The organism is Yersinia sp. 22-579 (assembly GCF_030433455.1).
Lineage (GTDB): Bacteria > Pseudomonadota > Gammaproteobacteria > Enterobacterales > Enterobacteriaceae > Yersinia > Yersinia enterocolitica.
In genome coordinates this window covers 22624-47338 of the sequence record NZ_JAUJTZ010000003.1, presented here as the reverse complement: position 1 = coordinate 47338, position 24715 = coordinate 22624, and the positions used below count along the sequence as shown (strand labels likewise).

Here is a 24715-nt window from a genome sequence, read left to right as displayed (position 1 = left end):
AGACGAAAATAGCCCAAGTTTTATGGGCTATTTTGTGATGATATTTATTTTATACTGCTTTTATTCAGCCAACACTTTCTTTGGCAAATGCACTTTCACTTCACTATTAATATCATTGCGTAGATAAATTCCTAACAGGAATCCCACCAGCGATAACAACAGCATGTAGTACGCAGGAGCCATAGGCGTCACTTTCATCAATAGCGTCACCAGAATAGGTGTCAACCCACCAAAAATGGCATATGCCACATTGTAAGAGAAAGAAATGCCAGTAAAGCGAACCTCTGCCGGGAATGCACGCACCATGACATAAGGCACCGCGCCAACAATCCCGACACAGAATCCTGCCAACATATAATGGGTAAATAACTGACTCGGATCCGTCAAATTGGTGTGATAAAACGACCATGTCGACACCGCCAACATCAGGCTGCCAACAATAAAGGTTTTACTGGCACCAAAACGATCAATGGCCAAGCCCGCGATCACACAGCCAAATACTAATGCTACAATCGCCAGACTATTGGCCTGTAATGCCAGAGCAGGCAAGACACCGAACTGTTTCTGTAAATAAGTCGGGGTCATGAGAATCACCACCACAATACCGGCAGACAGCAGCCAGGTCAGTAGCATCGAGACGAACACTTCTTTCTTATGATTCACCACGACAGATTTAAGTGGTAATTCATCAGCCAGAGTTTTGCGAGCCTGCATCTCTTTAAAGATAGGAGTTTCTTGCAACCAACGGCGTAAGTACATGGCGAACAAGCCAAAAATCCCGCCAAGGAAGAATGGTACACGCCAGCCACCATCTAAAATGGCCTGAGGGCTTAAGGTAGTATTCATCGCGGTAGCCACCAGTGACCCCAGTAAGATCCCCGCCGTCAAACCAGCAGTAAGTGTTCCGCAAGCAATACCGATGCGCCGACGTGGTACATGTTCTGCGACAAAGACCCATGCGCCGGGCACTTCGCCACCAATTGCCGCACCTTGTAATACACGCATTAACAGTAATAGTAATGGCGCTGCAATACCAATCGAGGCATAAGTCGGCAGCATACCAATCGCCAATGTTGGTAATGCCATTAACAAAATACTTAGAGTAAACATCTTCTTACGCCCAACCAGATCACCAAAATGCGCCATGATAATGCCGCCAAGTGGACGCGCCAGATAACCCGCGGCAAAAATACCGAATGTCTGCACCTGACGCAGCCACTCTGGCATATCAACTGGGAAGAAAAGATCACCAATAACCGCAGCAAAGAAAACGAAAATAATGAAATCATAAAACTCAAGTGCTCCGCCTAAAGCGGCCAGAGTGAGTGTTTTATAATCTTGCTTATTCAGCCGACGGTTATGATTATGTTGTTGGGCAACATGAGGTTGCGATAAGTCGACTTGAGATGAATTGTGTTCTTGGGGCATATGACACCGTAATAAACCAGAGTAGGGGAAGAAAAATATTTTCAGCTTTTTGTAAAGTAAATATGACTATACCGTACAAAATTCCCCACACTGTCACAATGGTGTCTTATGTTGCAAAAAGTTTTAATTTAGTTTTTTATATCGATAACTGCACTCTTAGGACGAAAAGCCGCTACCACTTCAGCATTGGTCTCTATATAAGGCCCATCCAGCAGTTGAATGCAATAAGGCACACTGGCAAAAATCCCCGCAACCACCACCTTCGATTCAGCATCTTTCACCCCTTCCAGGGTTTCTTTGATCGATTTAGGTTGCCCCGGTAAGTTGATGATCAATGCCTGCTTACGGATAACGCCAACCTGACGGGATAATATCGCGGTAGGAACGAAATGGAGGCTGATTTGACGCATTTGCTCGCCAAAACCAGGCATTTGCCGATCTGCTATTGCCAACGTGGCGTCAGGGGTGACATCGCGTCTTGCCGGGCCGGTTCCACCGGTGGTCAACACTAAATGGCAGCCCATCTCGTCGACTAACTCACACAGGGTTTGTTCAATCAGAGTTTGTTCATCGGGGATAAGGCGGGTTTCTATTGTAAAAGGAGTTGTTAGCGCGCTTGCCAACCACTCTTCCAGGGCTGGAATACCTTTATCCTGATATACCCCGCTCGATGCGCGATCAGAAACGGAAACTAAACCTATACGTAATGTATTCATATGACTACCTCGACGAAAAGCCCTTTATCTGTGGCGAATAATAGCATACCCCGTGTTATTGGAACTGCCCTCAGCCCCAGATAACAGGCAATAAAAAAGGCAGCTTGCGCCACCTTTTCGTCAAATAACCGCGGAGAATCAATTACCGCCAGTCAAATTACAGCAGGTCTGAGATCATTTTCTCAAGTTTGCCCTGGTCGATAGCAAACTTGCGAATGCCATCAGCCAGTTTATCAATCGCCATTGGGTCCTGATTGTGCTGCCAGTAGAATTCAGCTTCAGTCAGTGGCGTTGGTTTAGCTTGAACTTCACCGGTATAAGCCAGTTTACGCTCAACTGGGCCTTCACTTTCTGCCAACTCTTTTAACAGAGATGGAGCAATAGTCAGGCGGTCACAGCCAGCCAGTTCGATGATCTCACCCAGATTACGGAAGCTTGCGCCCATAACCACAGTTTTATAACCGTGTTTTTTGTAATACTGGTAAATCTCAGTCACGGAAACCACACCTGGATCTTCGTGTGGTGCGAACTCTTTCTTATCACCATTGGCTTTGTACCAGTCAAGAATACGGCCAACAAACGGTGAAATCAGGAACACACCCGCTTCAGCACAAGCACGTGCCTGAGCGAAGGAGAACAGCAGAGTCAGGTTACAGTTGATACCTTCTTTTTCCAGCTGTTCCGCAGCACGGATACCCTGCCAGGTAGAAGCCAGTTTGATCAGAATACGGTCATTGCTGATACCGGCTTCGTTGTACAGTTTGATCAAACGTTTCGCTTTTGCCACGCTAGCAACGGTGTCGTAGGACAGGCGAGCATCAACTTCGGTAGAAATACGGCCAGGAATCAGTTTCAGAATTTCCAAACCGATATTGACGGCCAGTTTGTCAGTTGCATCAACGATTTGCTGAGCATGATCACTGCTTTGTTCGCGAGCCCAGGCAATGGCTTCATCGATCAGCTTGCGGTATTCAGGAATTTGGGCAGCATTCAGAATCAGTGATGGGTTCGTGGTTGCATCTTGCGGCTGATACAGCTTCATTGCCGCGATATCCCCAGTATCTGCTACTACAGTGGTGATTTGACGTAGGGAAGTAAGTTTATCGGTCATGTTGTCGTTTCTCATCGTTTGTGCATGAACTTTTGGCATGTCGCAACTTTTATCTCGGTAGAAATGGCGCTTCATCTCATGCGGAATGTTAGCGGTTTCGCAATATTAGCTATTTCGACGTCTGCCTTGTCTTGATAATAACATGCGTAAGCCTTGGTGCAAGGCAGTTAAACTGATTAAAAAAAGCGCAAACAGGCAGTATTTGGTTCGCAACCGTTTTCGCCTTTTAAAACAGCCAGAAACCGGCAGGTTAATAGCAATTTCATCCATTCTTATCGTGCTGAGACGATTTAGCTAAACTATATCATCTCTGACAACTCAATCTATCTATCCTAGCAATCGTCCAATCTTCTTTTTGCTACACTACGCTTTTTGCTACAGTGTCTTATTTAAATATACCCTAAATAATTCGAGTGACAGGAAGGCGGCAAGTGAGTGAATCCTCAGGAGCTTACATAAGTAAGTGACTGAGGTGAACGAAAGTAGCCAACGCACATGCCGCTTGAAGTATGCTGGGTATTAATAGGATGTCATCATGCTTATTGTTATCTCCCCGGCTAAAACCCTTGATTATCAAAGTCCGCTTGCGACCAAAAAGTTTACTCAGCCAGAGATGTTGGATAAATCACAACAGCTTATCGAGATCTGCCGTGAGCTGACACCAGCCCAAATCAGCAGTCTGATGGGAATTAGCGACAAACTGGCCGGTTTAAATGCCGCCCGTTTCAGCGAATGGCAGCCTGATTTCACACCAGACAATGCGCGTCAGGCGATTCTGGCTTTTAAAGGCGATGTTTATACCGGCATGCAGGCGCAGGATTTCAGCGCTGCTGACTTTGACTTTGCCCAACAGCATTTACGCATGCTTTCCGGACTCTACGGCGTATTGCGCCCGCTAGATTTGATGCAACCGTATCGTCTGGAGATGGGGATCAAACTGGCTAACCCAGGTGGCAAAGATCTCTATTCCTTCTGGGGCGACCAGATAACAGAGAAACTGAATCAGGCGCTGGAGCAGCAAGGTGATAACGTGCTGATAAATCTCGCCTCAGATGAATACTTTAAGGCCGTGAAACCCACCAAATTAGCCGGTTCACTGATTAAGCCGGTCTTTTTGGATGAAAAGAACGGCAAATATAAAATTATCAGTTTCTATGCCAAAAAGGCCCGCGGCTTGATGAGCCGATTTATTATTCAGAATAAACTCACCAAACCAGAACAACTGGTTGATTTTAATCTGGAAGGTTATGAATTTGATGCCGGGCTGTCGGCGAAAAATGAATTAGTCTTTAAGCGGGCTGAACAGCACTAGAAAGGCAAAAGGGCCGTTTCTGGGCCCTTTTATCTTTTTTGTCAAATAACAATTTATTTTGGCAAAGCCATCAAGAAAGTACGTAATTGCGCAAAGTCTGCTGGCAAATCATGAGATAGCAGCGGTAATTGTGCTCGCACTGCCAGTGGTTTTGGCAGCGGCAATTCTTGCCCCAGAATCTCTTCCACACTTTCTTTGAATTTTGCCGGATGAGCGGTACCGATAAACAACCCAAACTCACCGTCTTGCAATTGATCACGTAGCACGCGGTAGGCAATGGCAGCATGAGGTTCTGAGATATAACCCAAACCCGCAAGCTCGCGCATCGTCTCTTTGGTGACATCATCACTAACTGCGCCGTGGCCCAATTCTTTCAACTGCCAGATTTTACGACGATAAAGCTCCTCAACACGCGGCCAGTTATTCGGCTGGCTGACATCCATAGCATTCGATAACGTCGCCACCGTCGGCTTCGGCTGCCATTGGCCGTTAACCAGGAAGCGCGGTACGGTGTCGTTGGCATTGGTGGCAGCGATAAATCGTTTTACCGGCAAACCTAACGATTTTGCCAGCAAACCGGCGGTCAAATCACCGAAGTTGCCGCTTGGTACGGAGATAACCAATTGGTTACGCGCTTCTTGCGGTAACTGGGCTACAGCTTCAAAGTAATAGCAAATCTGAGCCAGCAAGCGGCTGATATTAATAGAGTTAGCAGAGTTAAGGCTCAGCGCCTGCTTCAACTCTTCATCATCAAAGGCTTGTTTGACCAGCGCCTGACAAGCATCAAAATCGCCCTCAATAGCCACCGTGTGGATATTGCCACCTAACGTACAGAACAGCTTCTCTTGCAGCGGGCTGATTTTGCCGCGTGGATAGAGGATAACCACGCGAACATTTTTCAAGCCATAGAAAGCATGGGCGACCGCCGCCCCAGTATCACCAGAGGTTGCGGTTAAGATAGTCACTGGCTGGTCGCCAGCCACTTCGGCCAGCATTTGTGCCATAAAACGTGCGCCGAAGTCCTTAAAGGCCAATGTCGGGCCGTGGAACAACTCCAGTGCGGCGATATCATTCTCAACCTGAGCGACTGGAGCCGGAAACTCAAACGCCGCCTGAACGCGTTTGGTTAACACCTCTGGTGCGATTTCATTACCAATAAAAGCAGAAAGAATACGGCTGCTGCGAGTGACAAAATCCAGATCCAGCAGTTTATCAATTTCTGTCAGTTCAAACTCTGGCAACTCCAGCGGGAAGAACAACCCTTGCTGCTTGCCCAGGCCCTGTTTGATCGCTTGCGCGAAGCTGACCTGCTCGTTGTGATCTTTAAGGTTATACAGTTTCATGCGTTATCCCAGTAGTCGTGCGCCTGCGGTATCCAGACGGCAAATATGAACAAAACCTTCGTCGTTTTGCAGGTAATGATTTTGTAGCCAGCTCGCCATACGCTGTGCGGTCTCGCTATTATCGCAGACGGCAAACAACGTGGGGCCAGAACCGGAAATACCACAGGCCAGCGCGCCAATATCCTGCGCGGCTTGTCTGGCCGCAGCAAAGCCCGGCAGTAATTGGGTGCGATAAGGTTCGGCAATAACGTCTTTCATCATTTTAGCCGCCAAATCTGGCTGCTGAGTGTGGCAGGCGTGAATGAACCCGGCGACATTGCGCCCATGGGTGATGCAGTCCTGACGGCGATACTGCGCCGGTAAAATCGCCCGCGCTTCAGCGGTTGAGACTTTAATACCCGGATATGCCATCACCCACAGCCAGTCATCGAAGCCGGGCACGTCTTGGCTAATATAGCCATCTTGTTCAAGAATCAGCTGCATCCCGCCCAAATAGCACGGCGCAACATTATCAAAATGCACACTGCCGGATACCCGCCCTTCCAGTTCACCCATCAGGCCAAGCAAGGTAACTTTGTCCAGCGGCTTGCCGCAGAATTCGTTCATTGCCATCAAGCCAGCAACAACAGAACAAGCACTGGAGCCCAGCCCTGAGCCAATCGGCATGTTCTTTTCCAGCACCATGGCTACCGGGATCTCTTTGCCCATTTCCTGACAAAAACGCTCCCAGCATTGATAAACGATATTTTCTTTTGGATCATCAGGTAATTTGCTGACAAAGCGGCCTTCGTTTCGCAGACTAAAACTGTTTGCTGCGGTCACACTGACACAATCGCCCAGCAAAGTGCCGTCTACTGGTGAAACCGCAGCACCCAGCACATCGAAGCCAACGCTGACATTGCCAATCGATGCCGGAGCATAGATCTTAACCATATTTAAACTCCCAACTTCCATGATAATGTGCGTAAAAGATCAGCGAACACCCCAGCAGCAGTCACGTCATTACCCGCACCATACCCGCGAAGCACCAACGGGATCGGCTGATAATAGTGGGTATAGAAGGCCAACGCATTCTCACCATTTTTTACTTTATACAGCGGATCGTTACTATCAACCGCATCCATCCGAACGATACAACGCCCCTCTTCAATCACCCCGACATAACGCAGCACTTTGCCCTGTTCTGCGGCATTTGCCACCAGGCGGGTAAACTCGGCATCCAGTGATGGCAGGCGAGCGAGGAAGCTGTCTACATCACCGCTTGCATCGAAACTTGCTGGTAGAACAGACTCAACTTCGATATCAGCCAATTCAAGTTTGTACCCTGCTTCACGGGCCAGGATCAACAATTTCCGAGCGACATCCATGCCGGAAAGATCATCGCGTGGGTCTGGCTCGGTATAACCCAGCGCCTTCGCCTGCAATGTGGCCTCTGACAAGGTCATCCCTTCGTCAAGCTTACCGAAGATGAAAGAGAGTGAGCCTGACAGAATGCCAGAAAAACGCATCAACTCGTCACCCGCATTAAGTAAATTCTGTAAATTTTCGATAACCGGCAGGCCCGCACCGACGTTGGTGTCATACAAGAATTTGCGGCATGACTTCGCTGCCGCCGCGCGCATCTGACGGTAGTAATTCATCGATGAGGTATTGGCTTTCTTGTTTGGTGTCACAACATGGAAGCCATCTGCCAGAAAATCTGCATATTGATCCGCAACAGCCTGACTGGATGTACAGTCAACAATCACCGGATTGAGCAAGTGATACTCTTTCACCAGACGAATTAAGCGACTTAAGTTAAAAGGCTCTTGCACTTCGGCCAGTTCATGACGCCAGTTATCCAGCGAAATACCGTGCACATTGGTTAGCATGGCTTTGGAATTAGCGATACCACAGACGCGCAAATCAATGTGGCGCTGCTTCAACCAAGGTTGTTGACGATAGATTTGCTCGATTAATGCCCCACCGACGCCACCAACACCAATGACAAACACTTCAATGACCTGATCGGTATTGAACAGCATCTGATGGCAAACACGTACCCCGGTGGTGACGGCATCATTGCTAACCACCACGGAGATGGAACGCTCGGACGAACCTTGCGCAATCGCAATAATATTGATATTGGCACGGGCCAGTGCTGAGAAGAAACGAGCCGAGATGCCACGTAAAGTGCGCATGCCATCGCCAACCACTGAGATAATCGCCAGATGTTCCATCACATCCAATGGTTCTAACAGACCATCTTTCAACTCCAGATAAAACTCTTCTTCCAATGCTTTGCGAGCGCGGATTAACTCACCTTGCGGCACACAGAAGCTGATGCTGTACTCAGAAGAAGATTGAGTAATAAGGACTACTGAAATACCGCTGCGCGACATCACCGCAAAGACGCGGGCAGCCATACCGACCATGCCTTTCATACCTGGGCCAGATACGTTAATCATCGCCATGTTATTCAGATTGGTGATGCCTTTCACTGGGAAGCCATCATCACTGCTTTCACCACCAATCAAGGTACCGGGGGCTTGTGGGTTAGAAGTGTTTTTAATCAGGCAAGGAATTTGGAACTGGGCGATAGGAGCGATAGTGCGGGGGTGGAGAACCGAAGCGCCAAAATAAGACAGCTCCATCGCTTCCTGATATGACATCGATTTCAATAATCGCGCATCAGGCACAACGCGGGGGTCACAGGTATAAACCCCGTCCACGTCAGTCCAGATCTCACAACAATCAGCGCGTAAACACGCGGCCAACACTGCAGCTGAATAGTCTGACCCATTGCGCCCCAGTACCACCAACTCCCCTTTGTCATTACCGGCAGTGAAACCAGCCATCAGGATGATATGGTCAGCAGGAATACTGCTGGAGCCGATGCGGCGGGTAGATTCAGTGATATCGACGGTGGATTCGAGATAATGGCCTTGCGCCAACAATTTCTCGACCGGATTAATCACGCTAACTTTATAACCTTTCGCCTGGAACAATGCTTCCATAATAGCAATGGACAATTTCTCGCCGCGACAGATGATGGCGGCATTAATACTATCCGGGCATTGACCGAGCAACGAAATACCGTGCAGGACGTGTTTGAGTTGCGCAAACTCATGGGCCACCAGCGCTTTTAAACGTTCATATTCAAAGCCCGGTTGCGCATCAGCCAAGCCACGCAATAGCTCGGAAAAAATCCGTTCCGCATCACTGATGTTCGGCGAGATATCTTGCCCAGCCACCATTTTGTCGATCATCGCCACCAGATGGTTGGTAATCTTAGCGGGTGCAGACAATACCGTCGCCACTTGCCCCTGACGCGCATTACTTTCAATGATATCGGCAACACGCATAAAGCGTTCTGCATTTGCTACTGATGTCCCGCCAAATTTCAGCACTCGCATTTCTGATTCTCTCCCGCTTTCGCGCTTTTTTTATCGCAAACTTTTTTGCAAAGATTTGATTGAAAAAAAAAGCCCGCACTGTTTAGGTGCGGGCTTTTTTCTGTTGTTTCCTGTACGCGTCAGCCCGCCCCGTAACCTGTGGTTTCGGTGGTGGTAATAATTGTTGTGTTCAGGCTGATGTATCGCATGTCGTCTGTCTGTCTCATAAATAATGTGGCTCTACCTCTATTGGTTAAAGCAATCGTCCCCTCAAGTCAAATTTTTTCAGTCGCCACCCTGAGGAAATGACCACTTCACTGCTGAGCTATTGTCTTATTTGGCGAGCTTTTTTAGGCGAAATAAATAAAACAACCTTCTTGAATCCAGATAATAAAACTGGAATGAAAGCTTTTGTCACTACGATATACTTTGTGTTTTTTTTCTCTTAATAAGAAGAAATAGGGTCATAAGCGATAGATACGATCTTTAAATGATAAGAGCATACCTGGTGGCAGAGACGCACTTGATTAAAGAATAAAGCGGTCTTTTAGACGTGGGTTTTTCGCTCAAATGATTTAAAAGGCAACAAAAATGAAAACTTTGTCACTTCACTTTACATTTAACTAACATTGATGATAATTCTTCTAATGCTTTTAGGCGAAACAGAGCACTAATAAGAAAAGTGGGTCAATTGCCATAATGACAAAATAATATTGATTTTAAACAATAAAAATCAACAGATTAGATAAATCATTTTTGGGTTACCTCGAATGTTCAATTTTTAATATTAATAACACTGAATCGGTAACATAATTTAACCAACTATCGCTTAAGCTGGTATTCTTGTAAGTCTTTTTCACAAAAGTGTTAACGTGCTACAATTGAATTTGATATATGTCAACAAAGCGTAGTTTTGTTGGGTGGTAAATTCGGCTCACACTGTTATATTGCTGTTAATAGGGTTAGGATATGCGCCGCTTTTGTCACCTTTGGGGCTGTAGGGAGTAACACCCCGACCAAGCTAGTGATGTTGTTGACGTTGATGGAAAGTGCATCAAGAACGCGTTTACGTACTTTAGTCATGTGATGAACGGGATGACGAGTAACTAGTCAATAAAAATCCTAATATAACAAAGACTTCTGTACTTCCTATTTCTATTTTGTTGGCAATTTTAGGTAGCAAACATGCAGACCCCGCACATTCTGATCGTAGAAGACGAGATAGTTACTCGTAACACCCTGAAGAGCATTTTCGAGGCGGAAGGCTATGTTGTTCATGAGGCTAATGATGGCGCAGAAATGCACCACATTCTGTCTGAGAATGATATCAACTTAGTTATCATGGACATCAATCTGCCGGGCAAAAATGGCCTGTTGCTGGCACGGGAACTTCGTGAACAAGCAAGTGTTGCCCTAATGTTCCTGACCGGCCGTGACAACGAAGTTGATAAGATCCTCGGCCTGGAAATTGGCGCTGATGATTACATCACCAAACCTTTCAATCCGCGCGAATTAACCATTCGGGCACGCAATTTGCTGTCACGTACCATGAATTTGGGTAGCGTAGGCGAAGAGCGCCGCTTAGTAGAAAGCTATAAATTTAATGGCTGGGAACTGGATATCAATAGCCGCTCATTGATAAGCCCTGCTGGGGAGCATTATAAGCTGCCACGTAGTGAGTTCCGCGCCATGCTGCACTTCTGTGAAAACCCGGGTAAAATCCAATCTCGCGGCGAATTACTGAAGAAAATGACCGGTCGCGAGCTGAAACCGCATGACCGTACTGTTGACGTGACCATCCGCCGTATTCGTAAGCATTTCGAATCGACGCCGGACACTCCAGAAATCATCGCCACTATCCACGGTGAAGGTTATCGTTTCTGTGGTGACCTGGAAGAGTAACCCTCTGACTTGCCTACGAAAAAGCCAGCATTCAAATGCTGGCTTTTTTACCCGTCATACTTCAAGCTGCATGTGTGTTGGCTGCCTTCGCTCACCCGAATCATTGACTGGCGTCAACTCATCGGGATTTACTCAGTTGCCGCCTTCCTGCAACTCGAATTATTTAGGGTATATATTCCCTATTTCTTATCTTACCACGGCATAATTGGCACTGCGCTTATCGCGTTTTTCGGCGAACCGTCGACAACTCTATCTGAGTAAGTCAGGTAGATTAAGGCATTACGTTTCGGATCGTAGAAACGCACCACCTGCAGTTTTTTAAATACCAATGAAGTTCGCTTCTGGAAAACCACGGCCCCATCAGATTTTCTATTCTTAATTTTGTCACTTAACTCAATCGGCCCCACTTGCTGGCAGGAAATGGCCGCATCGGAAGTATCCTCCGCCAACCCTAATCCACCTTTGATACCACCGGTTTTTGCCCGACTGATATAACAAGTTACATTTTTAACATCAGGGTCATCGAAGGCTTCAACCACAATTTTATGGTCAGGCCCTAAGAGTTTAAATACCGTGTCAACAGAGCCAATTTCTTCCGCATGGGCCGTTATTGCCCCGAAAGAAAGTATACAACCAAGGAATATCCAACTTTTTTTCATACACTTACTCCATACCGTTGAATAACGTTATCCAACGTTAAATATTTTCACTAATAATAAAATACTGGTTAAAAAGTTATTTTATCAATCTTAGATACTTTTTTAGCACACAACGCCAGTAAATTCTTAAGCAGTCGGGAGCATAAAAAGTTGCTACTATGCGCCAGAGCTATTCTTTCATATCACTAATACCCTAAATTTAGGCCGCTTTACGAGGAAGATCTATGGATCAAGCCAGTATCATTCGTGATTTGCTTAGCTGGCTAGAAAGTCATTTAGACCAGCCTTTAGCATTGGACAATGTCGCTGCCAAAGCAGGCTATTCAAAATGGCATTTGCAGCGAATGTTCAAGGATGTCACCGGGAATGCCATCGGTGCGTATATCCGCGCCAGAAGGTTATCAAAAGCCGCTGTCGCATTACGATTAACCAGCCGCCCTATTCTGGATATTGCATTGCAATATCGCTTTGATTCGCAACAAACTTTTACCCGCGCGTTTAAGAAACAATTTGCGCAAACACCAGCCTTATACCGTCGCGCAGAAGATTGGCATTCAGCAGGTATATGTCCGCCGATTCGGTTAGGTGACTATACACTGCCTCAGCCTGAATTTATTACCTTACCAGAGCAGCATTTGGTGGGGCTGACACAGAGCTATTCTTGTACGCTTGAGCAAATAATGACTCATCGTTCTGAATTGCGAGTGCACTTCTGGCAGCAGTATCTGGGTGACGCGGACCATTTGCCGCCGGTGCTTTATGGCTTACATCACTCCCGCCCCAATCAGGAGAAAGATGATGAGCAAGAGATTTTCTACACCACAGCCATCGAACCACAGCATGTGCCGGGTAATGTGCAGGAAGGACAACCGGTTATTTTACAAGGTGGTGAGTATGTGCAGTTTAGCTATGACGGGCCACCAGATGGGTTGCAGGACTTCATTCTGACTCTGTATGGCACCTGTTTGCCACAGTTAGCGCTAACCCGCCGATGTGGATACGATATCGAACGATTCTTCCCTCAGGGAAGGCCGAAAGATGGGCCTCCGGCCTCGCTGAAGTGCGAATATCTCATTCCTATCCGGCGTTAACGCTGTAGTTCATCCAGTGCTGGCATATCCAGGTGAGCGGTATCGCCAGCACTTTCAATCACCCAACCAGAAGCCAGCCACGGGCTTTCCTGATAATCAACTCGTGATAGCGAACAGTTACGCAAACGCAGGCGCCGCTCCGCGTGGGGAGGCAAGCCCAGCAGCGTGCTCAACAAACACCCCAGCGCCATACCGTGACTCACTAACAACGGCTTGCTGCCCGCGGGCAGTTCCAAACAGCTATCCAGTGCCGCACGCATTCTCCGCCCTAGCTCTGCCATCGACTCCCCTTCAGGAATTCGACCACCTTCAGTGCCATTGATCATCTGTTTACGCCACTGTTCTTCTTCTGGCGTTAAGCTCTCAATCGGACGGGTTTCCAGTACCCCCATATTCAGTTCACGCAGGCGCGGATCTGTCACCACTTTTAGCCCACAAGCATCGGCGATAATTTTTGCCGTCTGCTGCGTACGCCCAAGGTCACTGGTAATAATATGCGTGATACCTTGACTGCGAACTCGTTGCGCAACCAAGTGTGCCTGACGTTCACCAACCGCGGTCAGCGGGCTGTCCGATTGGCCCTGAATCTGGCGCGATGCGTTCCATACGGTTTCGCCGTGGCGCACGAGAAATACCTGTAGCATGTCATTTTTCCGTTATACTGCGTGAAATAAACATTTAAGAATTATTGAGATTTACTATGTACCATGTTGTTGCCGCAACTACCAACCCCGCAAAGATTAAGGCTATTAGCCTCGCTTTCGATGATGTTTATGGCCCCGGTCAGTATCGCATTGAAGGTATCAATGTCGACAGTGGCGTTCCCTTGCAACCGATAGGCAGCGCTGAGACACGCACAGGTGCCAGACAACGAGTGAGCAATGCACGTCAGATGCGCCCTGAGGCAGATTTTTGGGTCGGGGTTGAAGCTGGTATTGAAGATAATATGACCTTTGCATGGATGGTAATTGAACACTTGCAGTGGCGAGGAGAATCCCGCTCTGCCAGTTTGATGCTACCCGATATTATATTGCAAGGGATTCGCCAAGGCCGTGAGCTAGGCGACGAAATGGCAGATTTAACCGGTATATCGAATGTGAAACACAAAGGCGGAGCCATCGGGATTTTCACCGACGGCAAACTGACCCGAACCAGCGTCTACCATCAGGCACTGCTGCTGGCACTGGTTCCCTTTAATAATGAGATTTACCAACGGCCAGCACAGTAAAACTCAATTCAAGACGATTTATTTGCCAATAACTGCGCTTCGAGCCAGCTTTTCAACTCAGGGGGAGCGGCTTTCAGGCTATTGGAACCGCGCGTGATAGTCGCAATACCGGCACCCAATTGATTTTTGAGTTCGCGCTGGCTTAATTCCCCTCGCATTAATTCCTCAATGATACGTACCCTTGTCCCCAGAGCCGTGCGCTCATCCGGTGTCAGCATCAATTGTAGTAGCGGTAAATGAAGGTCTTGCGCAATGGCGTCTTGTAACAATGCAACAAAAGTCAGCCAGTGCTGATTGTCGTCATTCGACAGATTCGGATCAGTTAATCGTAGTTTTGTCATAATAGAGAAAGCCGCCATACTATTTAACTAGTACAGCAGCTTACCATAACCTCAGATATAGCCAAAGGACTTGGCGTGACACCCCTACAGTTTCAAGGTCGAAGGGGAACCCCAACGTCATTGGAGTCACAGGTAGGCAGCAAGCAAACGCATCCCGATGAGCTTACTCTGGTAAGTGATTCGGGTAAGTGCGCGTAGCTAACACCCCTGTGGTTTCAAGGACGAAGGGGATTAATAGCGTCGCTGCCACTCGGCATCACTCAGCACCTTAGCTGGGCGATTCATAAAGTGACGATAGAACGCATCATAAGCCAATACGTTTTTCACATAACCTCGCGTTTCAGAGAACGGGATACTTTCGATAAATGCTACGGCATCCACCTGCCCGCCGCTATTTCCTAGCCAGGTATTGACCCGCGATGGGCCTGCGTTATAGGCCGCGCTGGAAAGGATCCGGTTGCGCCCAAATTGCTGATAGACCTCTTCCAGATAGCTGGTACCAATCTCAATGTTGGTGACAGGATCAAGCAACTGGCTGCTGTTCACATAACCGGGAATGTTATTCAGTTTAACTGTGTGCTCCGCAGTCCGTGGCATCACCTGCATCAGGCCTGTGGCTCCCACCGGAGATTGCGCTTTCGGGTTCCAGGCACTTTCCTGACGAGCTATCGCCATGGCATAACTTGGCGTTATCCCCTTGCCTTCCGTCGCCTGACGGAATTCTTTGGGCCAGGCCAGAGGGAAGCGCTCTTCCAAATGGTCCCATAGCTTGGCAACAATGGTTGCCTGAACACTCAAATCGGCCCACTTCTGATTAAATGCATAGCGCGCCAATGCTTCCTGCTCAGGTTTGCTGCGGCTGGCAACCAAATAGCTCCACTCGTTGCGTGCCAGATTATCCATATTCCAATACATCAATTCGCGCACCCGAGCAATTTCGGGCCGTTGCGCTAGTGAGGCATCAGGTTTGGTTGCAACCTCAACATTAATCGGGTAAGGAACACCCAGTTTTTGGGCGGCGACCATCGGATAGAAGCCTCGCTCCTGCATCAGACTGCGCAGGATGGCTTCGCCCTCGGCCTTCTTACCTTGCTCTAACAACAATGAAGCACGCCAGTAGCGCCACTCATCTTTACTTTGTGCATCGGCCGGCAAACGGGCCATCCATGCAGCTAAACCTTGGCGATCGCCCGTACCCAACGACATGCGGATACGGCGTTCCAGCAACGGGGTGGAATGGCTGCGCAAAGTGACTTGATCGCGCCATTTAGCTTGGTCATAAGTCGCATCATTACCCATCAAACGCCAGGCGACCGCTTCTTCCAGCTCCAACTTCTCGCTGTCACTCATTTTTTGCAGCCGCGCCAATGTTGGGATCATAGCGCGTGCATTTTCTACGTCCTGGCGCGCCAGTCGAGTAAACGCAATGGTGGTGGCAGAACGGGTGAAGTCAGTCGGCCCGACGGTACGAGCAAAGCTTTCAACACTGGCAGGATCACTTTGCAGTTTCGCCAGTGCCGTCCCCATTGTTTGGTAATCCGCTGGCAACTGTTTGAGTAAATAACTCACCAAACTGGCATTGCCCTCTTTAAGAGCAAGCTTCATGCGGGCCAGTGTTGCCAGTGGAGTTTGATGCCCGGCTTGTTGCCAGACACTAAATAATTTATCGCAACTACCCGGAAGCGTCTGGCCGTTGAGCCAAATTTCACTGGCACCATCCCAGGCAACTTGCTGTTCACCCGTTGCCCATTTGGCGTAGTAATAATTACAGCGGGCTGCCGCTGGTTTAGGCGCTTGCGGACTGAACGACAATAACCCACGCCAATCTTCACGACGCGCCAGTTCGTTGACAAAACGGGATGATAGCGAACGAGCAGGCGGCAACGTGGGGTTCCGACTCAAGAAATCGGTTACTTGCGCCGCACTCACTTGGCTTAAATCTTGAGTTAACTGGCGGTATTCCAGATACGGATACAGCGGATAATCGCGTAACGTCGGCATTAATTGCGCCACGGTATCCATCTGATTACTGTCCCAGGCCAGCTTAACTTGCTGATAGCGTTGCCGTTGGGCATCAATGGAGTCAGCGAATGCCACCCCTGAAGTCGTCACCAGACACACGCCAATCGCCAGATATCGCCACTTGTCCATACTTACTGTTTCCTCACTGGTTGTTGGCTACTGCATTTTACTTACCGCAACTTCTGATTAGCATAGTCATAATTAGTTCCGGCAGCAGGATATACTAACCAAGAGTTTCATCTGATAGCCAGCGATTACACCTACAAATATCCCCGTCATACTTCAAGCTGCATATGCGTTGGCTGCTCTCATTACTCGACCCATCCATGGGTCTCGCCTCTACGAGGCCGCTGCGAACAGCGTTCAAATCTGCTCCCGGCAGATTTGTCACCCGCATCATTGACTGGCGTCAACTCATCGGGATTTACTCAATTGCCGCCTTCCTGCAACTCGAATTATTTGGGTATAGACACGGATAATTAATTTGTTCGGATGATGGTGAAATAAGTTTAATATTCAATAGATTAGCTAATAATTACGACTAAATATTTCGACTTTATTATCTCAGATCAAGGCACTATTTTGATAAAAATCTACTATCCTTGCTTAATATAACTATGTTGTTGTAAACATAATTGTTGTAAACATATCATTCAGAATAATTTTTTTGTCTTTTAATAAAAATCAAATAATTAAGGAGCAGGATCTTTTCATGGAAGAGTATTCACTGCCCTGCGCCGTTAGCCTCAACGGTAATGAGATGAAAAACGGATAGATTTCAGATTTTCAATTTTTAATTTTTAAGAAGGTTCTTTCAATGCAAAACTCATCAAATCCCAAACCCGCCTCGCCGCCAGAAGGCCAGGCCTGGTATCAACTTACCGTGGAAGAATCTTTGCAGCAGCTCAATAGCCGCGAAGAAGGGTTAAGCCAACAAGAAGCTGAAGAACGCCTTAAACAATACGGCCCTAACGCGCTACCTGCCAAAAAAAGTAAGCACCCCCTGCTACAATTTCTCGCTCATTTTAATGACGTCCTGATTTACATTTTATTAGCGGCTGCGTTAGTCAAAGGCCTTATGGGCCACTCTGTCGATACCATTATCATTCTTTGTGTCGCCGTCATTAACGCATTAATTGGTTATGTTCAGGAAAATAAAGCTGAGAAGTCACTGAAAAGCATACAAAACATGCTCTCCAGTAAAGCTGTGGTCATTCGTGATGGCAATGCAAAAACCATTGATGCACAAGATTTGGTACCGGGTGATATCGTCACATTGAAACCGGGGGATAAGATCCCGGCTGACTTGCGCTTATTCGAAGCTCACAATCTCCAAATTGAAGAAGCTATCCTGACGGGCGAATCAACCGTTGTTGAAAAACAAATTGAAGTCATTGAAAACGAATCAGTGATTGGTGATCGTAAAAACCTACTGTTCTCGGGCACCACTATCAGTGCCGGTACCGCGAAAGGGGTGGTGATTGCCAGTGGCGGTGATACTGAGCTGGGCCATATCAACCAGATGATGTCAGCGGTTGAAGCCACTCGCACCCCCCTGTTGCAACAGATGGACCGTCTGGGCAAAGCGATTTTCATCCTGATTCTGGTGATGATGGCATTCTTGTTCGTCTTCGCCTTTATTCTGCGCGACCTGCCGGTCAATGAGCTGTTGTTAGCCCTGATAAGCCTGGCGGTAGCTTCGGTGCCTGAAGGGTTACCGGCGATTATTTCTATTATTCTGTCCTTGGGTGTGCAAGCAATGGCGCGCAACCGCGCGATTATTCGCAAGCTGCCAACGGTAGAAACTCTGGGTGCCATGACCGTTGTCTGTTCTGATAAAACCGGCACTTTGACGATGAACGAAATGACCGTCAAAGCGGTGATTCTGGCCGACAATTGCTACCGGGTTACCGGTGAAAGCTATGAGCCGGTAGGTAACATTTACCCAGAAGGTAGCGAACAGCAAGCTGTGCTGGAAGGGCCGTTAAAAACATTTATCACTGCGGTGAATTTATGTAATGACAGCCAGATTCAAAAGAATGACCAAGGCCATTGGACTATCGTCGGCGGCCCAACCGAAGGCGCATTGAAAGTCTTAGCAGCCAAATCAGGTATTGAGTTGGGTCAGGTGAGCCAACACGGAAAAATTCCTTTCGATTCTGCCTATAAATATATGGCCACCAGCCATCAGGTTGAGTCCGAAAGCTGTATCTTCCTGACCGGCGCGCCAGATGTGCTGTTTACCTTCTGCCAGCAAGAACTGACGGATAAGGGCGTCATTCCCTTCCGCCGTGATTACTGGGATGCCGAGATGACGCGCTACACCAAGCAGGGCCTGCGCATGTTAGCTGCGGCCTATCGTCCAACGGAACAGACGGTCAGCGAGTTAGGGCACAGCGATATCCAGCAAGGTATGATCTTCGTCGGCATCGCCGGCATGATGGACCCACCACGCCCTGAAGCTATTGACGCCATTGCGACCTGCCAACAGGCTGGCATTCGCGTGAAGATGATAACCGGCGACCATCAGGAAACCGCGATGGCGATTGGTGCCATGCTGGGCATAGGTAATGGTAAAGACTCCATTACCGGCGGCCAGTTAGAGCATATGGACGATAAAGAACTGGCTGAAGCCGCTGTTCGTTATGATATTTTTGCCCGTACCAGCCCTGAGCACAAACTGCGTCTGGTAAAAGCGCTGCAAGAGAAAGGCGAAATCGTGGGGATGACCGGCGATGGGGTCAACGATGCACCGGCACTGAAACAGGCCGATGTGGGGATCGCCATGGGCATCAAAGGCACCGAGGTGACAAAAGAAGCCGCCGATATGGTGCTGTCAGATGATAACTTCGCCACTATTGCTCACGCGGTTGAAGAAGGCCGCCGTGTCTACGATAACCTGAAGAAAACCATTCTGTTTGTCTTGCCGACCAACCTGGCACAAGGGTTGTTAATCATCTTTGCTATCCTGGTGGGTGCAGTTATTCCACTGACGCCATTGCAAATCCTGTGGATCAACATGGCAACCTCCACCACGCTTTCATTCGGTTTAGCATTTGAGCCGGCAGAAAGGGGCATCATGCGCCGCAACCCGCGCGATCCATCAAAACACGTGTTAGATGGTCATGCTATTTGGCGTATCGCATTTGTCGGTACCTTGATAGCGTGCAGCGCCTTTGCCCTGGAAGCCTACATGGAACCACGCGGCTACAGTACTGAATTCATCCGTACCGTGTTGATGCAAACCCTGGTAACCGCACAATGGATTTACATGTTTAACTGCCGTGTGATGGACAGATTCCCGCTGAACAAAGAAGTCTTTGTTAATAAGGGGCTGTGGTTGGTTTCTGGTGTGCTGATTCTGTTGCAGCTAGCCATTATCTATCTGCCATTTATGAATACCGCTTTCGGTACCGAGCCATTACCGGCTTATTACTGGGGTATCACGCTGTTGGTCTCTATCGCCATCTTCTTGATTGTCGAAGTCGAGAAATGGGTCATCGGGCGCTTCAAACGCGCATCGAATTGAGTCTGATATTAATCAGCCTTCCCCCTTCAAGCCCGGCGACTCTGCCGGGTTTTTTTATCCATCATAAAGATAATTTAAGATAAATCTCACATTGCCGATACCATGACTGTTAATACGCCAATTAATTCTTATAATAGATTAGCGGCGATTTATTATTCGATACCGCCATTAATATGTGAGCCATGTCGCCAACGGGAAGCGCAAAAATGAATACTGCACCTTGCGCAATTAACGGCGTCAATGATGAGAAATATCATTATCGGCCTAAGCTATTTACGCCACCGCGTATCTGGCGGCGGACCTGCGCCTTCACATTATTACTTCTCTTCATTTTATTCGCCTCACTGCCCTCAATGGCAGCAAATAACTTAAGTGAAGAGCTTATTCATGAACGTAGCGACGCTGCGACAAAAATGGTGCTGGGCATTATCAGTTATTCGCGCTGGCCAACCCCGCCGCCAGTCATTCGTTTGTGTGTTATTGCCCCGACAAACTATGCAGAAGAGCTATTTAATCCAGCATTAATGCAAACTGCACATCCAATAAAAACCCAGCGTTATTCCCTACCCGACGCTTCGCTGGCAAACAACTGTGATGTGGTTTATCTCGGCCGTTTGGGGGAACAACAACGTCAGGAACTGGCGACTCAACTCACTGGACAGCCAGTTCTGACCATCAGCGAAGATTATGACGAATGCACTGTGGGCAGTGCATTTTGTCTGTTACTGGAAGATAAGCAAGCCTCTTTCAAAGTCAATATGGATGCATTAGCACGCGCCGGGATACGAGTTCATCCCAATGTGTTGCAACTTGCCCGTAAAAAGGCTGACGCATTATGAGTTCTATAAAAAATAAATCTGCTGAGCAGGTAAAGAATCAAACTAATCCGCCAAAACTGCCGACGCTTGGCCGAGTTCTGGGCAGAATACATTTAATTGTGGCGCTGGTATCAGTGGCGACAGCCGGTATTTTCCTGACAGTAGTCGCCCTGTTTGCCTTGCGAGTTTACGCTGACCACAACCTGCATTTGATTGCCCGTTCAATCAGTTATACCACTGAAGCTGCTGTTGTTTTCGGCGATACGGTGGTGGCGAATGAAGCGCTGTCGATGATTGCCACTAATGAAGAAGTCGCCGAAGCGAAGATTATGGATGTCAATGGCCGGGTGGTCGCCCAATGGACATTGCCTGACGACGGACCCATGCATCAAATGGAGCAAAGTGTCGCCCGCTGGGCGCTACCTGAACCGGTGGTACTCCCCATTATTCACTCTGGTAATGAAATCGGCAGAATAGTGATTGTTGGTCATGGTGGCAGCCTGTTGCGTTTTCTGTTGCAGGGGCTAGCAGGCCTCTTTGTCTGCCTTATTCTTAGCACCTTAGTGGCGATATTTTTGTCCCGCCGGATGCTATTTGGCATCATCGGCTCACTGAATCGCATTACCGAAGTCGCGCATAATGTCAGCCGTAATCGCAGCTTTGGTCAACGAGTTCCATCAGCACAAATTGCCGAGCTGAATGAGTTAAGTCATGACTTCAATGGCTTGCTGGAGGAACTTGAAGTGTGGCAGAAGCACCTCACTCAGGAAAATGATTCTCTGGCACATCGCGCGGCCCACGACAGCCTGACGGGTTTGGCAAACCGCGCTTATTTTGAAGGCCGTTTAAGTCGAACACTCAGTGATTGCAAAACCAACGAACACGTTGCGGTTTTATTCCTTGATGGCGATCGCTTTAAAGAAATCAATGATAGCTATGGTCATGCCGCGGGCGATGTGGTGCTGACCACCATTGCCGACCGCCTGTGCGCCTTATTACGTGAAAGTGATTTAGTGGCTCGTTTGGGCGGTGATGAATTCGCCATCTTATTGGCACCCATTTATAACACTGATGATGTACTCATCATTGCCGACAATATTATAAAAAGTATGACACAACCCATAACGCTGCCTGATGGGAGTGAAATTATCACTTCACTCAGTATTGGGATTGCTATTTATCCTGACCATGCACAAACGCCGGATGAATTATTGCAACGGGCAGATGAAGCGATGTATCAGGCAAAGAAAGGTTTCCGGTTATGTGAACAAGGTACCGCTTATCAGTCGGACTTTATTTATTCAGAAAATAAGCATCCAGAAAATACACACACAGAAAATTTAGGGTAGGTGACATGCTGGGTTTAAACAATAATCGTCAGAAAAATCCTCTGTGGATTAGCTTTTTTGCTCTTTGTTTATTGGTATTAGTCGGCTGTCAGGCCAAGCCACACCAAGGGCTGACTCCTGAACAAATTGCGGCGTTACAAGAGCAAGGCTTTAAATTGACCGATAATGGCTGGGAGTTTGGGCTAGCGAATAAAGTATTATTCGATAGTGAAGTCAGAACATTAAACGCATCGGGCGTGCAGACTGTTCAAAACATTGGTCGTGCTTTACACAATGTCGGGATTAACCATATGCGGATTGATGGACATACCGACGGCATGGGTGAAGATGGCTACAATCAGCAATTATCTTTCCAACGCGCTTCCGCAGTTGCTGATGCTCTGGCTGCAATCGGCATTCCGCGTACCAATATTGAGGTTCGTGGCCGCGGTAAGCTAGAACCGGTGGCGGATAACCGCACAGCCAAAGGTCGGGCGGAAAACCGCCGTGTGGCAATAATCGTCACCGCACCTTAAATCACTGCTTGCAGCGGCTTCGAACAAGTAAAGCCCACGGATGGGCCGAATGACGAGAGCTGCTAACACGTCTGTGACTTGAAAGATGTCATCAGCCTATACCCTATAGATTTCAAGCTACAGGAAGGCGGCAAGCGAGAGAATCCCGATGAACTTACATCAGTAAGTGATTCGGGTGATTGAGAGCAGCTAACACACCTGTGACTTGAAAGATGACGGGTATAGTAAAACGGGCTACACTCCGCACCAGATATCCTAATAAAAACTGATCTAGAGAGGCTGAGGCAACGTGGCTCAATACGTCTATTCTATGCATCGTGTCGGTAAAGTAGTTCCGCCGAAACGACATATTCTGAAAAACATCTCCCTGAGTTTCTTCCCTGGGGCAAAAATTGGTGTGCTGGGTCTTAACGGCTCCGGTAAATCCACCCTGCTGCGCATTATGGCGGGCATTGATACCGATATTGAAGGCGAAGCTCGCCCACAACCTGGCATCAAAATCGGTTACCTGCCACAGGAACCCAAACTGAATCTTGAACAAACAGTGCGTGAGTCGGTTGAAGAAGCCGTTGGCGAAGTTAAACGCGCTCTGACCCGTTTGGATGAAGTTTATGCACTCTATGCCGATCCTGATGCTGATTTCGATAAATTGGCGAAAGAACAAGGTGAACTGGAAGCCATTATCCAATCCCATGACGGACATAATCTGGATAACCAGTTAGAACGTGCTGCTGATGCTCTGCGTCTGCCGCCTTGGGATGCAAAAATTGCCAACCTGTCCGGTGGTGAACGCCGCCGCGTTGCTATCTGCCGCCTGCTGTTGGAAAAACCAGACATGCTGCTGCTGGATGAACCGACCAACCACCTGGATGCCGAATCCGTGGCTTGGCTGGAGCGCTTCCTGCATGATTACGAAGGCACAGTGGTCGCCATCACCCATGACCGTTACTTCCTTGATAACGTTGCGGGTTGGATTCTGGAACTTGACCGTGGTGAGGGTATTCCATGGGAAGGTAACTATTCCTCATGGCTGGAGCAAAAAGATGCCCGTCTGGCACTGGAAGCCTCTTCTGAAGCCGCACGTCGTAAATCTATTGAGAAAGAGCTGGAGTGGGTTCGTCAGAATCCGAAAGGCCGTCAGGCGAAAGGTAAAGCACGTCTGGCTCGCTTTGAAGAGCTTAACAGCGTTGAATATCAAAAACGTAATGAAACCAGTGAGTTGTTCATCCCACCTGGCCCACGCTTAGGTGACAAAGTGCTGGAAGTTGAGCATCTGAGCAAATCTTACGGCGATCGTGTGCTGATTGATGACTTGACCTTTGCGCTACCAAAAGGCGCGATAGTCGGGATCATCGGGCCGAACGGCGCGGGTAAATCGACCCTGTTCCGCATGTTATCTGGTCAGGAACAACCCGATTCCGGCACCATTTCACTCGGTGATACCGTACTGTTGGCCTCGGTTGATCAGTTCCGTGACAACATGGATGACAGTAAAACCGTGTGGGAAGAAGTCTCCGGCGGCCAGGACATCATGAAGATCGGTAACTTTGAAATTCCAAGCCGTGCCTATGTTGGCCGCTTTAACTTTAAAGGGATTGATCAGGGCAAACGAGTGGGTGAACTGTCCGGTGGTGAGCGCGGCCGTATCCATCTGGCCAAATTGCTACAGGTTGGCGGCAACATGTTGCTGCTCGATGAACCGACCAACGATCTGGACATCGAAACCCTGCGCGCACTGGAAAACGCCTTACTGGAATTCCCAGGTTGTGCCATGGTAATTTCCCATGACCGTTGGTTCCTTGACCGAATTGCTACCCACATCATCGATTATCAAGATGAAGGTAAAGTGGCATTCTTCGAAGGTAACTTTACTGAATACGAAGAGTGGAAAAAACGCACTCTGGGTGCCGAAGCACTGGAACCACACCGTATCAAGTATAAGAAAATGACTAAGTAGTTAATAAAAAGTCGTTTTTA

Annotated in this window: 21 protein-coding genes and 1 other annotated feature; of the genes, 9 read left to right on the top strand and 12 right to left on the bottom strand. The window is 48.1% G+C overall.

The window, feature by feature from the left end; genetic code table 11:
- Window positions 1-60: 60 nt before the first annotated feature.
- From QSV56_RS04385 to tal, 3 genes are all read right to left on the bottom strand, one after another.
- Window positions 61-1428, bottom strand: a complete 1368-nt coding sequence (locus QSV56_RS04385) for an MFS transporter (protein ID WP_019080560.1) — start codon at window positions 1426-1428, stop codon at window positions 61-63.
- A 128-nt stretch (window positions 1429-1556) separates the two neighbouring features.
- Window positions 1557-2144, bottom strand: a complete 588-nt coding sequence (gene mog / locus QSV56_RS04380; protein WP_019080561.1) for a molybdopterin adenylyltransferase — start codon at window positions 2142-2144, stop codon at window positions 1557-1559.
- 157 nt (window positions 2145-2301) lie between these two features.
- On the bottom strand, window positions 2302-3255 hold the full coding sequence (tal, locus tag QSV56_RS04375; RefSeq protein ID WP_005157047.1) for a transaldolase: 954 nt from the start codon (window positions 3253-3255) through the stop codon (window positions 2302-2304).
- Window positions 3256-3790: 535 nt separating this feature from the next.
- Between tal and yaaA the strand changes: the two genes are divergently transcribed.
- Window positions 3791-4567 carry a peroxide stress protein YaaA gene (yaaA, locus tag QSV56_RS04370; RefSeq protein WP_019080562.1) on the top strand — a complete coding sequence of 259 codons (777 nt, stop codon included), beginning with the start codon at window positions 3791-3793 and terminating at the stop codon, window positions 4565-4567.
- A gap of 53 nt (window positions 4568-4620) precedes the next feature.
- Here the strand turns inward: yaaA and thrC are convergent, their stop codons facing one another.
- The 5 genes from thrC to QSV56_RS04345 all read right to left on the bottom strand — a co-directional run bounded on the left by thrC (window position 4621) and on the right by QSV56_RS04345 (window position 10367).
- Window positions 4621-5910 carry a threonine synthase gene (gene thrC / locus QSV56_RS04365; RefSeq protein WP_019080563.1) on the bottom strand — a complete coding sequence of 430 codons (1290 nt, stop codon included), beginning with the start codon at window positions 5908-5910 and terminating at the stop codon, window positions 4621-4623.
- 3 nt (window positions 5911-5913) lie between these two features.
- Window positions 5914-6843 (bottom strand): homoserine kinase, encoded by a 930-nt coding sequence (gene thrB / locus QSV56_RS04360; RefSeq protein WP_026018316.1) that lies wholly within the window; start codon window positions 6841-6843, stop codon window positions 5914-5916.
- A gap of 2 nt (window positions 6844-6845) precedes the next feature.
- Window positions 6846-9305, bottom strand: coding sequence for a bifunctional aspartate kinase/homoserine dehydrogenase I (thrA, locus tag QSV56_RS04355; RefSeq protein ID WP_046051616.1), 2460 nt, complete (start codon window positions 9303-9305; stop codon window positions 6846-6848).
- Window positions 9306-9367: 62 nt separating this feature from the next.
- Window positions 9368-9486, bottom strand: a sequence feature (Thr leader region).
- Entirely contained in the window at window positions 9425-9493 is a 69-nt protein-coding gene (gene thrL, locus QSV56_RS04350) for a thr operon leader peptide (RefSeq protein WP_002231504.1), read from the bottom strand. It overlaps the preceding feature by 62 nt.
- Before the next feature lie 733 nt (window positions 9494-10226).
- Window positions 10227-10367: a hypothetical protein gene (locus QSV56_RS04345; protein ID WP_004706054.1), complete on the bottom strand. Its 141-nt coding sequence runs from the start codon at window positions 10365-10367 to the stop codon at window positions 10227-10229.
- A 102-nt stretch (window positions 10368-10469) separates the two neighbouring features.
- Between QSV56_RS04345 and arcA the strand changes: the two genes are divergently transcribed.
- Entirely contained in the window at window positions 10470-11186 is a 717-nt protein-coding gene (gene arcA, locus QSV56_RS04340) for a two-component system response regulator ArcA (RefSeq protein ID WP_004706052.1), read from the top strand.
- 191 nt (window positions 11187-11377) lie between these two features.
- On the opposite strand, the gene creA is transcribed toward arcA, so the two are convergent.
- Complete coding sequence (creA, locus tag QSV56_RS04335; RefSeq protein ID WP_046051617.1) at window positions 11378-11845, bottom strand: protein CreA; 468 nt, start codon at window positions 11843-11845, stop codon at window positions 11378-11380.
- Between the two features lie 224 nt (window positions 11846-12069).
- Here creA and robA point away from each other — a divergent pair, with 224 nt between their 5' ends.
- The gene (gene robA, locus QSV56_RS04330) at window positions 12070-12936 is read left to right on the top strand and encodes an MDR efflux pump AcrAB transcriptional activator RobA (RefSeq protein ID WP_019080567.1); all 867 of its coding nucleotides are present in this window, start codon (window positions 12070-12072) and stop codon (window positions 12934-12936) included.
- Here robA and gpmB read toward each other — a convergent pair.
- A complete protein-coding gene (gene gpmB / locus QSV56_RS04325) occupies window positions 12933-13580 on the bottom strand; it encodes a 2,3-diphosphoglycerate-dependent phosphoglycerate mutase GpmB (RefSeq protein ID WP_005166949.1) in 648 nt (215 codons plus the stop codon). The two genes, robA and gpmB, sit on opposite strands and share 4 nt — an antisense overlap.
- A gap of 56 nt (window positions 13581-13636) precedes the next feature.
- Here gpmB and yjjX point away from each other — a divergent pair, with 56 nt between their 5' ends.
- Complete coding sequence (gene yjjX, locus QSV56_RS04320; protein ID WP_019084006.1) at window positions 13637-14164, top strand: inosine/xanthosine triphosphatase; 528 nt, start codon at window positions 13637-13639, stop codon at window positions 14162-14164.
- A gap of 8 nt (window positions 14165-14172) precedes the next feature.
- Here yjjX and trpR read toward each other — a convergent pair whose 3' ends face one another.
- Entirely contained in the window at window positions 14173-14505 is a 333-nt protein-coding gene (trpR, locus tag QSV56_RS04315; protein ID WP_014609369.1) for a trp operon repressor, read from the bottom strand.
- Between the two features lie 231 nt (window positions 14506-14736).
- Entirely contained in the window at window positions 14737-16656 is a 1920-nt protein-coding gene (gene sltY / locus QSV56_RS04310) for a murein transglycosylase (RefSeq protein ID WP_046695458.1), read from the bottom strand.
- 688 nt (window positions 16657-17344) lie between these two features.
- Between sltY and QSV56_RS04305 the strand changes: the two genes are divergently transcribed.
- From QSV56_RS04305 to ettA, 5 genes are all read left to right on the top strand, one after another.
- On the top strand, window positions 17345-20056 hold the full coding sequence (locus tag QSV56_RS04305; RefSeq protein WP_301210912.1) for a cation-transporting P-type ATPase: 2712 nt from the start codon (window positions 17345-17347) through the stop codon (window positions 20054-20056).
- Window positions 20057-20262: 206 nt separating this feature from the next.
- On the top strand, window positions 20263-20895 hold the full coding sequence (locus QSV56_RS04300; protein WP_019080572.1) for a YfiR family protein: 633 nt from the start codon (window positions 20263-20265) through the stop codon (window positions 20893-20895).
- Window positions 20892-22223, top strand: coding sequence for a diguanylate cyclase (locus QSV56_RS04295; RefSeq protein ID WP_019084010.1), 1332 nt, complete (start codon window positions 20892-20894; stop codon window positions 22221-22223). The genes QSV56_RS04300 and QSV56_RS04295 overlap by 4 nt, the downstream gene beginning before the upstream one ends.
- A gap of 5 nt (window positions 22224-22228) precedes the next feature.
- The gene (locus QSV56_RS04290; protein ID WP_019080574.1) at window positions 22229-22738 is read left to right on the top strand and encodes an OmpA family protein; all 510 of its coding nucleotides are present in this window, start codon (window positions 22229-22231) and stop codon (window positions 22736-22738) included.
- Between the two features lie 289 nt (window positions 22739-23027).
- Window positions 23028-24695, top strand: a complete 1668-nt coding sequence (gene ettA, locus QSV56_RS04285) for an energy-dependent translational throttle protein EttA (RefSeq protein ID WP_032900922.1) — start codon at window positions 23028-23030, stop codon at window positions 24693-24695.
- The last annotated feature ends 20 nt before the right edge of the window (window positions 24696-24715 follow it).

What these genes read in the sequence shown, in the direction of transcription:
- QSV56_RS04385 (WP_019080560.1), bottom strand. Translation starts at nt 1,428, where the DNA reads ATGCCCCAAGAACACAATTCATCTCAAGTCGACTTATCGCAACCTCAT.
- mog (WP_019080561.1), bottom strand. Translation starts at nt 2,144, where the DNA reads ATGAATACATTACGTATAGGTTTAGTTTCCGTTTCTGATCGCGCATCG.
- tal (WP_005157047.1), bottom strand. Translation starts at nt 3,255, where the DNA reads ATGACCGATAAACTTACTTCCCTACGTCAAATCACCACTGTAGTAGCA.
- yaaA (WP_019080562.1), top strand. Translation starts at nt 3,791, where the DNA reads ATGCTTATTGTTATCTCCCCGGCTAAAACCCTTGATTATCAAAGTCCG.
- thrC (WP_019080563.1), bottom strand. Translation starts at nt 5,910, where the DNA reads ATGAAACTGTATAACCTTAAAGATCACAACGAGCAGGTCAGCTTCGCG.
- thrB (WP_026018316.1), bottom strand. Translation starts at nt 6,843, where the DNA reads ATGGTTAAGATCTATGCTCCGGCATCGATTGGCAATGTCAGCGTTGGC.
- thrA (WP_046051616.1), bottom strand. Translation starts at nt 9,305, where the DNA reads ATGCGAGTGCTGAAATTTGGCGGGACATCAGTAGCAAATGCAGAACGC.
- QSV56_RS04345 (WP_004706054.1), bottom strand. Translation starts at nt 10,367, where the DNA reads ATGACTAAAGTACGTAAACGCGTTCTTGATGCACTTTCCATCAACGTC.
- arcA (WP_004706052.1), top strand. Translation starts at nt 10,470, where the DNA reads ATGCAGACCCCGCACATTCTGATCGTAGAAGACGAGATAGTTACTCGT.
- creA (WP_046051617.1), bottom strand. Translation starts at nt 11,845, where the DNA reads ATGAAAAAAAGTTGGATATTCCTTGGTTGTATACTTTCTTTCGGGGCA.
- robA (WP_019080567.1), top strand. Translation starts at nt 12,070, where the DNA reads ATGGATCAAGCCAGTATCATTCGTGATTTGCTTAGCTGGCTAGAAAGT.
- gpmB (WP_005166949.1), bottom strand. Translation starts at nt 13,580, where the DNA reads ATGCTACAGGTATTTCTCGTGCGCCACGGCGAAACCGTATGGAACGCA.
- yjjX (WP_019084006.1), top strand. Translation starts at nt 13,637, where the DNA reads ATGTACCATGTTGTTGCCGCAACTACCAACCCCGCAAAGATTAAGGCT.
- trpR (WP_014609369.1), bottom strand. Translation starts at nt 14,505, where the DNA reads ATGACAAAACTACGATTAACTGATCCGAATCTGTCGAATGACGACAAT.
- sltY (WP_046695458.1), bottom strand. Translation starts at nt 16,656, where the DNA reads ATGGACAAGTGGCGATATCTGGCGATTGGCGTGTGTCTGGTGACGACT.
- QSV56_RS04305 (WP_301210912.1), top strand. Translation starts at nt 17,345, where the DNA reads ATGCAAAACTCATCAAATCCCAAACCCGCCTCGCCGCCAGAAGGCCAG.
- QSV56_RS04300 (WP_019080572.1), top strand. Translation starts at nt 20,263, where the DNA reads ATGAATACTGCACCTTGCGCAATTAACGGCGTCAATGATGAGAAATAT.
- QSV56_RS04295 (WP_019084010.1), top strand. Translation starts at nt 20,892, where the DNA reads ATGAGTTCTATAAAAAATAAATCTGCTGAGCAGGTAAAGAATCAAACT.
- QSV56_RS04290 (WP_019080574.1), top strand. Translation starts at nt 22,229, where the DNA reads ATGCTGGGTTTAAACAATAATCGTCAGAAAAATCCTCTGTGGATTAGC.